This is a genomic window from Endozoicomonas arenosclerae (genome assembly GCF_001562015.1).
Classification (GTDB): Bacteria; Pseudomonadota; Gammaproteobacteria; order Pseudomonadales; family Endozoicomonadaceae; genus Endozoicomonas_A; species Endozoicomonas_A arenosclerae.
Map to the genome: position 1 here is coordinate 1 of NZ_LASA01000133.1, position 9,329 is coordinate 9,329.

Sequence of the window (9,329 nt, forward strand, 5' to 3'; positions counted from 1 at the left end):
CCGGTGAATATGCACGAGATGAGGACGGCGACGGTTTTCATGAGATTCATGTGAATACAATGGAGGGGTTCTGGTCGCTGTTGCGTTCCTGGTTGCGTCCTCATCGGGGTATATCACAAGAGAAGTTACCGCTGTATTTGGGTTTCTTCGAGTGCCTGCACAATATCAAGAAGCGCGGGAAAGCAGCTCTAACCGGTCTTCTGGGAGTGTTGTTTGGATAACTCCCCGGAATCCATTAAGAGCCTTAGACGTTATTTTTTTCCCAAGCCTCGCGGGCAGAGAGCCAGAATACTATAAGCAGTCAGGCAATAACTGCTATGAAGTTGAGGCCTCAGTGATGGCAAAACATCTGTCCACTTATATCATTCAAATCAACTGGCCTCATGCACTGAACACACCAGAATCGATATACCTCGGGAAAAGCGTTGTAATTTCACCGGAAGGAAACACCTTACTCAAACTCCCCGCCAACGAAGCAGGACTCGCTGTTTTTCAATTAGGTAGTGCGGACTATGAGTGGTTTGGCTTAGGATAGGCGGCACAATAACAACGAAGAACAGGCTCTGACGATGACTTATCACGAAAAAATCAGCTACGTTGAGTTCCCCTCCAAAGACCTCAAAGTCACCCAGAAGTTCTTTACCGAGGTGTTTGGCTGGACTTTTGAGAGTTATGGTCCGGATTATGTGGCCATTCACAATGCGGGGCTGGACGGTGGTTTTTACACGTCTAATCATGTTTGTTCTTCAGACAATGGCAGTGCTCTGGTGGTTCTTTACAGTCAGAAACTGGAAGAAACCCAGGCCAAGATAGAAGCCGCTGGCGGAAAGATCATCCAACCTACATTCGCTTTTCCTGGCGGTCGTCGTTTTCATTTTGCCGACCCGAATGGCAATGAGTACGCAGTTTGGACTGATATGGGTGCTTAGTTTTCGAAATTAAACCGGGGGATTGATGACCGCCTTTCAGTACTATGGAATAGACTGGTTAGCCATGACGTTTACTTTTCTGGCTATCTGGCAAATAGGTAACAAAAACAGGATTGGCTTTGTCCTGATGATGACTGGCAACAGCTGCTGGATCGCCATGGGTTTTCTGACCGACAGCCTCGCCATGATCATTGCCAATATCATCTTCTTTTTAATGAACCTGCGAGCAGTCATCAAATGGTCTGCTGCAGAGGATGAATCCCTAGAGAATACTGCTTGAGACGCTCTGTATGAAGTATCCCACCTCCACCAATGAAGACCCCGGAATTGCAGTAATAACTGGCGCAGGTCGTGGCATAGGCGCTGCAACAGCCAGACTGTTTGCCAAACAGGACTATTTTGTCTGCATTAACTTCAAAGCCAATACTGAAGCTGCAGACAATCTGGCTCTCTCAATTGAGAATGAGGGCGGCCAGTGCATAACTGTTCAGGCTGATGTTGCTACTGAGGAAGGTGTCCATAAACTGTTCTCTGCAGTCGATCGTCTTTCAGGTACTCTGGCCGTTGTCGTCAATAATGCCGGGATACTAAAAACACAATCCCGGCTGGACAACATGACAGCCCAGCGTATCAATGAACTGCTGACGACTAATGTCACCAGCTATTTTTTGTGCTGTAGAGAAGCTGTCAAAAGAATGTCCACTTTACATGGCGGTCAGGGTGGCAGCATTGTGAATGTTTCGTCTGCAGCTGCACGAACGGGCTCTCCCAACGAATACATTGACTATGCAGCCACCAAAGGTGCCATCGATACCCTGACCAAAGGACTGGCCATGGAAGTGGCGGCGGAAAACATTCGGGTCAACTGTGTTCGCCCTGGTTGTATCTATACCGATATGCATGCAGACGGTGGAGAACCGGGTCGAGTGGATCGACTGGCTGAAGTATTACCCATGAAGCGCGGCGGCCACCCTGAAGAAGTAGCTGAAGCCATATACTGGCTGGCTTCTGAAAAGGCTTCTTTCTCTACCGGTAACTTTCTGGATCTGGCAGGTGGGGTATAGAACCTCTGTCAGAAACTTATTTCCTCAATACTGCTGACAATTGAGTCAGCTTTACTGACTAACTTCTCATTCTCACTGAACAAATGACTCTCCTCACCCTCCAACTTCTTTGAATCTAAAGATTATTGGCTGTTCAGGGCAGGAGAGAGAATGGATCCAGCTACTCCAACATCACTTTCATCAGAAGCCTATCTGCTGCTTCAGGAAATGGGCATTCGTTTGGATGATCCTTCCAGCAGTAGCAGTGCCACAATTTCTGCCGTAACTACGCAACCCACCCTGAGCTCTTTACCAACTGACCAAACGGGCTCCCTGTCTTTTTCAGACTTTCAGTCTATTACTGCAGCCAGTTTGTCAGCTGGCCCTCAGCTGGATTTTGATCCAGACAGCCTTTTGAACAACCCAGGTTCCCCCAGCCAACCTGCAACACCTGAAAGCACGAGTCAGCCTCCTCCATCAGAGTCAAAAGATATCCTCTCAAATGCCATGCAGTTACATGATATAGAGTCAGTACTGCTGCCCGATGACTCACAAAAGCCCGGTCCATCAACTCAGCTCACTTCAACAGAAAGCTCTTCTCAGCAAATGAGTGTGAACGAAAAGATGAAATTGCACTATATGCTGGGCGATAGCGGCTATACCAAAGCCCATTACGACTATGCCTCAATGCGCCCTAAAAAAAGGGCCGTGAAAAAGCAGCCCCCTCCTGTAAAGAAGCGCAAAAAACCGCAAAAAGAATTTGAGTCGCTGGAGACAGAACTTCTCTTTCTCGCGCTTCAGAAAGGGACTGATGCTGAGTTGGATCTACTAAAACCGGATCTTCAAAAGTTCACCGTTGAAAAAGTTCAGGAACAGTTGGACCAGCACCCATTCTGGGCTTCTGATGAGCTCAAAACTTGTCTGGACGAAGAGCTCGCAGATTTCATCCATGATATCTGTGAATGGAAGGGAGTCACCAATACTCTGGAAGAGCTGATCAACACTAAAATGCAGGAAAGAAATCTTGATGCTTCTCTGCTAAAAAATATTCGATCAGTGAGAGCCAATGTGTGCAGCAATATATCGAAAAGTCACCAACAGACTTTTGATGCTCTCTATACCCAGAAGTTGAAGGATGAAATAGCTCGATTACAGGCTCTGGAGGACAGTGATCAGAGTGCAATAATAGAGAATCCAGATTCACAGTCTGAAGCTATGCCTCTGGGACAACAGTGAATTAAAAAAGCCGGAAGCAATCCGGCTTTTTTCACTCAATATCAGGAACGATCCCCTGGCGGGTTATCCTTCAACTGCTTTGAACGCAGATCATGAGGATCCAGAGCACGAATAACTTCCAGCTGTTCAGCAGTAGGTGCTGTGGTCACGCCAACACTGTCTGGTACATGAACATCAAAGCCAGTGTTCTCCAGAACCTGTTCCACGGTAATGCCCGGGTGCAGGCTGACCAGTTGCAACTGATGATCCGGCCCATTCCAGTCCATCACACACAAATCAGTGATGACCAGTCGAATATCAACATCGTCCAGGCTGTAACCTTTTGGCAGTCGTGCCGGGTTATAACCGATGGATGCCACCATGTCGCACTCGCCTTCTACAAACACACGCTTGTTATGGCTGGGTACGAAAAAGCTGTTGGCATGGCTGATGGAGTTTCCGGGGAAACCACGAACACCCAGCATCTGAACCTTGGGCTGTTCATAGGTGCCGCCCAGTGCAGAAATATTGGCCTGACCATACTGGTCGATCTGGGTTGGCCCTACCATTGCATGGCGCTTACCGCTCCATACGTTATCAAAGATGCGTGAGAAGCCCATCCAGGTTTCATTCTTCTGAACGTAGTCATCACCCCGGTTACCCACAGGATTCGGCTCGGACAACAGAAACGCTTCCGAGTCTGTCATCATCAGGTCCTGATTGGAGGTTTTCATGGCCAGGCTGGCAGCCAGTCGTGGAATCAAACCAATACCGGTAGCCAGCACTTCGCCGTCATTTTTGAAGGCTTCTGAGCCAGCGCAGATCATCAATTCTGCGAGAGAATAGTCTTTACTCATTGTCCGTATCCCCTCTTAATAAACCGGCATCGGCAGTTGTTTGATGGCTTCCAGACCACCAACCTTGGCCTGATACTCTTCTTCAGTGGAGCCCTTGATGAACTTCTCGTAATAGGCTTCAAAACCACCTTCTTTGGCAGAAGCGTTGTATTCCTTGAAGTGTTTGACATCAAAACCATACAGCGGAGTGCACGACGATGGGTGAGCACCACCTGGAACCAGGCTCACACCGGAAGTCATGGAACGCTCCCAATATACGTAGCGAGACTCTTCTGGATTATTGAAGTAATCACTGTCCACCAGCTCATCACAGGTCACAAAGGTTTTGTCCGCTGCACGGGCAAACCAGTCATCCATGTAATGATCGTTACCCTTGATCTGGCACACGCCGCGCTCATCCGCACGATCAACGTGCAACAGGGAAACATCCAGCTTCAGAGCGGGCATAGCTACCCACTCTTTTTCGTCGTAAGGACTGTCGATCACTTTCAGCTCAGGATTCACTTTGACCACATCGGTCCCCAGGCCAATCTGGGTAGGAATGTAAGGGCAACCCCAGGCAGCGGCACGCAGACCCAGCAGCATCATGCCTTCGTCGATCTCCATGGTTTCAATCTCACCTTTCTGGCGAGCCTGACGGAAATAAGGTTCCAGAGGAATGAAATCGAGGGAGACAAAAGCAAAGATGACTTTTTTCACCTTGCCGGCAGCACAGAGCATACCCACATCGGCACCGCCATAAGCGACGATGGTCAGATCTTTGACATCAGAACGGAGAATTTCCCTGATCAGGGCCATAGGCTTGCGACGAGGGCCCCAGCCACCAATCCCGATGGTCATGCCATCGCGCAATTCGCCGACGATGTCCGCCGTGGTCATGCGTTTATCCATTGCTACACCTTTTTTATTGAATTCATTACCTGCCATGCTCAAGAACAGTTATCTATTTTGATGTTGTCTGCATGGCAGGAAAGACAGGTATTCCCATGCTCTCTTCAAAAAAGTACGCACGGGAATAGACAGAGAGAGCCGTTACTGACGACCAACGCTAAAGTCATGACCCCAAAGGCTGACGGAGCTGCTTTCAAAAACAGTATGACGATCCCAGTCTACTACCAGACCACCACAGCCGTATTCCATGTCGAAGCCGGAAGGTGTCTGCATATAGAAAGACACCATTTCATCGTTAGTGTGCTTGCCCAGAGTGGCGGACAGTTTCACGCCGTGAGCTTCCATACGATCCAGGGCACGACCCACATCATCCATTTCTTCAACTTCCAGCATCATGTGTACACAACCACTTGGGACTGGACACTCGAAGATCGCCAGAGAGTGATGACGGCCATTATTACAATGCATGAAATGGATACGTTTCTTGGGCTCGGCAGGATCATCGGTAAAGGTCACCTGCATCAGGTCAGACAGGCCAAAACCCAGAACATCGGTATAAAAGTCGCGGCAGGTATCGAAAGAAGGCGCAGGAATAACTACGTGGCCCAGCCCCAGATCCGTAGTTACGAACTTAGAGACACCGACAGGAGAGACAAAGTGCTTGAAGTCCTGAATCGGTCCCCAGAAGAGTTCATGACGGTTGCCATCAGGATCGGAAAACTTGATCAGTTGCTGCACCTTTCTGGCTGCAGCTTCTTCTTCCGTACCGACAGTCACTTGAACATCGGCTGCTTCCAGTTCGGTAATGGCCTGTTCAAAAGCTGCTTTATTCGCTACTTCCCAACCGGAAGCGCCGTAACCATCACGATCAGACTTTTCTACCGCAATGCGGTAGTTACGCTCATCCATTTTCAGCAGCAGGGTATTCTCATCAGAGGCTTCATGCTCCATCAGCCCCAGCACCTGGGTGCCGTACTCCTGCCATTTAGCCAGATCGGTTGACTCTACGGTCACGTAGCCTAATCCACGAATATCCATGCTGACTCTGCCTCATCATCTTGTTTTTATTTCCAAAGACTGCTTTTCTGCCAAGCGTTCTGTTACACAGACCCGCTTCACAGCCTTTCAGGGACTGAGCATGATTAAATCGGTAGCAGCAAGAGTCATCATCGTCTAATGGGACTACTGGGCAGTTTGTGAATTTGTCTTTACCACCCTTGTGCCTGATTTCCTTCTATTCTTTCGTTTTAGCCAGCAAAACCGAGGCTGTAATGAGGCTTCATAAATCTCTCTTTTTGATCTTATTACTACTGGTCACGGCCAACAGTTATTCTACTGAAAACAGTTGTCAGGCTGATCCAACGCATCTGCCAGAAAACACAATCAGCACTTCCTGGTGGAATCTGAAGCCGGTTTTATCCTCACTTCAATATGTTGCTTATACCGTTGCCGCAGCCAAAACGGCCATTGATATTCGTTCAGACCTTTCCAGCTTCGGAGAAACACTGAAACAAGAGTCAGAACATTTCTGCCCAAAGCTGCCGGAAAACATGCCAGAACACGTTGCCATGATCATGGATGGCAACAGAAGATATGCCAAAGGCAGATCACTTGACCAACCCAGTTATGGTCACTTCTTTGGCGCAGCACGTCTGTTACAGGTAACCCGAATAGCAGAAAAACTGGGCATCAATCAGCTCACAGTTTATGCGCTCTCTACTGAAAACCTTGCTCGCCCTGAAGAGGAAATAGCCGTACTGATGGCGATTGTACGAAGTGTTCTGGAACACTGGGAAAAGGAACTGGTTAACTCTTCTATCAGGGTTCAGCACCTGGGATTCAGAGCCAAGTTGAGCAAAGAGGTTCTACAGGCTATTGACTCCATAGTGGAGAAAACCCGAACGCATACCGGCCTGACTCTGAATATTGCCTTTAACTACGGTGGACAGGCTGAATTTGTTCATGCAGTGAGCCGTATTTTGAGTCAGAGTCATCCTGACACTAAAGTGGACTATTCATTGATTCAGCAGAATCTACTCACCGGAGGACTTGCTGGTTGGATTGACCCCGCCCTGGTCATCAGAACCGGTGGAAGAAAAAGACTGAGCAATTTTCTGGCTCTGCAAACCCTATACAGCGAACTCCACTTTACCGACACACTATGGCCAGACTTCACGCCACAGCAACTCCTTGAAGCGCTCAATGACTACTCTCAACAACAGAGAAACTTTGGGTTATAAAACTTCATCACTGTCCAAGGATTTAACTATAATAACTTCCCGATTTACATACGAATTCCGTTCACCCTGAGCTTGTCGAAGGGTCGTGGTATTAGGCTTCGACAGGCTCAGCCCGAACGGGTTTGAGAAGGGTTCAACAAGGACATTATTTCAGGACTATTCCCAAGGCGAAGTTAATTCAACTATCGGTTTAAATCGCTCCCTTAACTCGATAGGATTAAACCCAATAATTATGAAAACAAGAAGGGGAAGGACACCATGAGACCCGCAACCGCACTCTATCAGCTAAAGAACATGACGGAATCCTTTCTCGGCACCAATGTTCTCAGACTGGCCGGTAAATCCACCTCCGGTGTCTATGACTTCAAGTTTGGCAAGTACAGCCCGGTACTTTTGAGTGTTCCCCATGGTACCCAACGCCCCAACGAATACTTTTCCTTTGATCCCAATGGTTACACATTGACGGAAACCATGAATGTCCGGGTTCATAACGTACGGATGGTCCCCAAAACCGAAAAGGGGTTCTCCGTCCAGGAAATTGAAAGTTACAGTCTTGGGGGGAATGGGGCCGACATCATGGTGACCGGAATGCTCAGCGACTGTGCATTCTGTATCAAGGGTCAGGACACAGCGCCTATTGTTGCTCATATTCAGCCCCGTCCTACCGAACAGCTGGGCGCCGTTGATATGCACCGGGCCATCATTCGCAGTGGTCGATTCAAATACCATGAGGGCAGTGTTGACCGATCATTAGGCCGGGTTCAGAACGGCCACAATCATATGCGCTACCAAAGCTACTGTTATGTGGTCGGAGTGAAAAACGGTGGTCGCTGGCGTATTTATGCCCAGCATGTCATGGGCAGTGCGGGGCCCATACTAGGTGTAACCCGTCTTCTATAAGAGCGAAAATGGCCAGTATTGTCTGGCCTCATAAGCCATTTGGATGATCATAGACCTGAAAGCCTTCGCTATAGTCATTCACTGGCACGCTAATAGAAGAATAATTATATGTCCTCTCAAGCTCCACTCTCAGAAACACCTGACCTGGGCAAGGTGCTGGTCACCGGTGGTGCAGGCTTTCTCGGCCAGAATCTAACTCGAACCCTGCTGGACAAAGGTTACTCTGTCAGAGTGTTCGATCTGGCAGAATGCCCTCTTGAACACCCCAACCTGGAAAAGCTGCAAGGCAATATTGCCGATAAATCCGTTGTAGCCAAAGCCTGTGAAGGCATCAGCACTGTTTTTCACACAGCAGCGATTATTGAAATTCGCTCCAGCCGTGTAGTTTCTACCGAAGTTAGAAATCTGTCGTACAATGTCAACCTTGAAGGCACTCGCAATATTCTGGAAGCCGCCCAGAATTCAGGAGCACAAAGGCTTATTTACACCAGCTCCAACAGTGTTGTGGTAGGAGGCAAACCCATCGTCAATGGCGACGAAACCCTTCCCTATGTTACTGAGTTTCGCGACCTGTACACCGAAACGAAATGCAAAGCCGAACAGCTGGTTCTGAAGGCTAACGGTGAAAAAGGCTTGCTGACCTGTGCAATTCGACCCAGTGCTATCTGGGGGCCAGGTGACCAGACAGTCTTTAAACTTCTGATTGACGAATTAATTGCCGGCACTGTCAAAGCCATTGTTGGTGATGGTAAATCCAGACTGGACAACTCTTATGTCCATAACCTGATTCATGGCAAATTGCTGGCAGCCGCTCAACTCAAAGAAGACGGAAAAGCACCGGGACAAGCCTACTTCATCAACGATGGTGAACCCGCGAATATGATGGAGTTTTCTCGTCCTGTTATTGAAGGTCTGGGCTACCCCTACCCCGAAAAACACGTCCCCTACGGTCTGGTGAAGTTCATTATTGGTACCTGGGAAAAACTGCATCAATGGTTCAAAGTTCCGGAACCGCCACAAACCACACTGGCACTGGAAAGAATTGGTATCGATAATTTTTTCAGTATCGAAAAAGCCAGAAAAGATCTGGGCTATGTGCCACTTTATACAACGGCCAGCGGTATGGAGGAAGCCATGCCTTATTATCGGGAGCTGCATAAAAAACTAGCCAGTTAATTATGCATTCTCAAGATTGACAAGCCTTATTAAGTAAAAGCTGTCTGATATTAAGTTTTAATCAGGCAGCTTTTTAAG

At 48.3% G+C, this 9,329-nt stretch carries 11 protein-coding genes and 1 pseudogene; 9 read left to right on the top strand and 3 right to left on the bottom strand.

Annotated elements, in window-relative coordinates:
• The 5 genes and pseudogenes from WG89_RS31290 to WG89_RS20545 all read left to right on the top strand — a co-directional run.
• Positions 1–221: pseudogene (locus WG89_RS31290) on the top strand (IS1595 family transposase); the annotation flags it as partial.
• A 348-nt stretch (positions 222–569) separates the two neighbouring features.
• Entirely contained in the window at positions 570–929 is a 360-nt protein-coding gene (locus tag WG89_RS20530) for a VOC family protein (protein ID WP_062269315.1), read from the top strand.
• A 25-nt stretch (positions 930–954) separates the two neighbouring features.
• On the top strand, positions 955–1,209 hold the full coding sequence (locus WG89_RS20535; protein WP_062269317.1) for a PQ-loop repeat-containing protein: 255 nt from the start codon (positions 955–957) through the stop codon (positions 1,207–1,209).
• A gap of 10 nt (positions 1,210–1,219) precedes the next feature.
• The gene (locus tag WG89_RS20540; RefSeq protein ID WP_062269319.1) at positions 1,220–1,993 is read left to right on the top strand and encodes an SDR family oxidoreductase; all 774 of its coding nucleotides are present in this window, start codon (positions 1,220–1,222) and stop codon (positions 1,991–1,993) included.
• 150 nt (positions 1,994–2,143) lie between these two features.
• Entirely contained in the window at positions 2,144–3,208 is a 1,065-nt protein-coding gene (locus WG89_RS20545; protein WP_062269321.1) for a hypothetical protein, read from the top strand.
• Between the two features lie 41 nt (positions 3,209–3,249).
• On the opposite strand, the gene WG89_RS20550 is transcribed toward WG89_RS20545, so the two are convergent.
• From WG89_RS20550 to WG89_RS20560, 3 genes are all read right to left on the bottom strand, one after another.
• Positions 3,250–4,044, bottom strand: a complete 795-nt coding sequence (locus WG89_RS20550; protein ID WP_062269323.1) for a CoA-transferase subunit beta — start codon at positions 4,042–4,044, stop codon at positions 3,250–3,252.
• 15 nt (positions 4,045–4,059) lie between these two features.
• The gene (locus WG89_RS20555; RefSeq protein ID WP_062269333.1) at positions 4,060–4,935 is read right to left on the bottom strand and encodes a CoA transferase subunit A; all 876 of its coding nucleotides are present in this window, start codon (positions 4,933–4,935) and stop codon (positions 4,060–4,062) included.
• 141 nt (positions 4,936–5,076) lie between these two features.
• Positions 5,077–5,973 carry a VOC family protein gene (locus tag WG89_RS20560; protein WP_062269324.1) on the bottom strand — a complete coding sequence of 299 codons (897 nt, stop codon included), beginning with the start codon at positions 5,971–5,973 and terminating at the stop codon, positions 5,077–5,079.
• Here WG89_RS20560 and WG89_RS31730 point away from each other — a divergent pair.
• From WG89_RS31730 to WG89_RS20575, 4 genes are all read left to right on the top strand, one after another.
• Positions 5,972–6,112, top strand: a complete 141-nt coding sequence (locus WG89_RS31730) for a hypothetical protein (RefSeq protein WP_153301723.1) — start codon at positions 5,972–5,974, stop codon at positions 6,110–6,112. The two genes, WG89_RS20560 and WG89_RS31730, sit on opposite strands and share 2 nt — an antisense overlap.
• 118 nt (positions 6,113–6,230) lie before the next feature.
• Positions 6,231–7,175, top strand: coding sequence for a polyprenyl diphosphate synthase (uppS, locus tag WG89_RS20565; RefSeq protein ID WP_172806875.1), 945 nt, complete (start codon positions 6,231–6,233; stop codon positions 7,173–7,175).
• Positions 7,176–7,433: 258 nt separating this feature from the next.
• Positions 7,434–8,075, top strand: coding sequence for a hypothetical protein (locus WG89_RS20570; protein WP_062269329.1), 642 nt, complete (start codon positions 7,434–7,436; stop codon positions 8,073–8,075).
• Positions 8,076–8,183: 108 nt separating this feature from the next.
• Positions 8,184–9,251, top strand: a complete 1,068-nt coding sequence (locus WG89_RS20575) for an NAD-dependent epimerase/dehydratase family protein (RefSeq protein ID WP_062269331.1) — start codon at positions 8,184–8,186, stop codon at positions 9,249–9,251.
• The last annotated feature ends 78 nt before the right edge of the window (positions 9,252–9,329 follow it).

Coding starts and splice junctions, on each gene's coding strand:
- WG89_RS20530 (WP_062269315.1), top strand. CDS start 570: ATGACTTATCACGAAAAAATCAGCTACGTTGAGTTCCCCTCCAAAGAC.
- WG89_RS20535 (WP_062269317.1), top strand. CDS start 955: ATGACCGCCTTTCAGTACTATGGAATAGACTGGTTAGCCATGACGTTT.
- WG89_RS20540 (WP_062269319.1), top strand. CDS start 1,220: ATGAAGTATCCCACCTCCACCAATGAAGACCCCGGAATTGCAGTAATA.
- WG89_RS20545 (WP_062269321.1), top strand. CDS start 2,144: ATGGATCCAGCTACTCCAACATCACTTTCATCAGAAGCCTATCTGCTG.
- WG89_RS20550 (WP_062269323.1), bottom strand. CDS start 4,044: ATGAGTAAAGACTATTCTCTCGCAGAATTGATGATCTGCGCTGGCTCA.
- WG89_RS20555 (WP_062269333.1), bottom strand. CDS start 4,935: ATGGATAAACGCATGACCACGGCGGACATCGTCGGCGAATTGCGCGAT.
- WG89_RS31730 (WP_153301723.1), top strand. CDS start 5,972: ATGCTGACTCTGCCTCATCATCTTGTTTTTATTTCCAAAGACTGCTTT.
- WG89_RS20560 (WP_062269324.1), bottom strand. CDS start 5,973: ATGGATATTCGTGGATTAGGCTACGTGACCGTAGAGTCAACCGATCTG.
- WG89_RS20570 (WP_062269329.1), top strand. CDS start 7,434: ATGAGACCCGCAACCGCACTCTATCAGCTAAAGAACATGACGGAATCC.
- WG89_RS20575 (WP_062269331.1), top strand. CDS start 8,184: ATGTCCTCTCAAGCTCCACTCTCAGAAACACCTGACCTGGGCAAGGTG.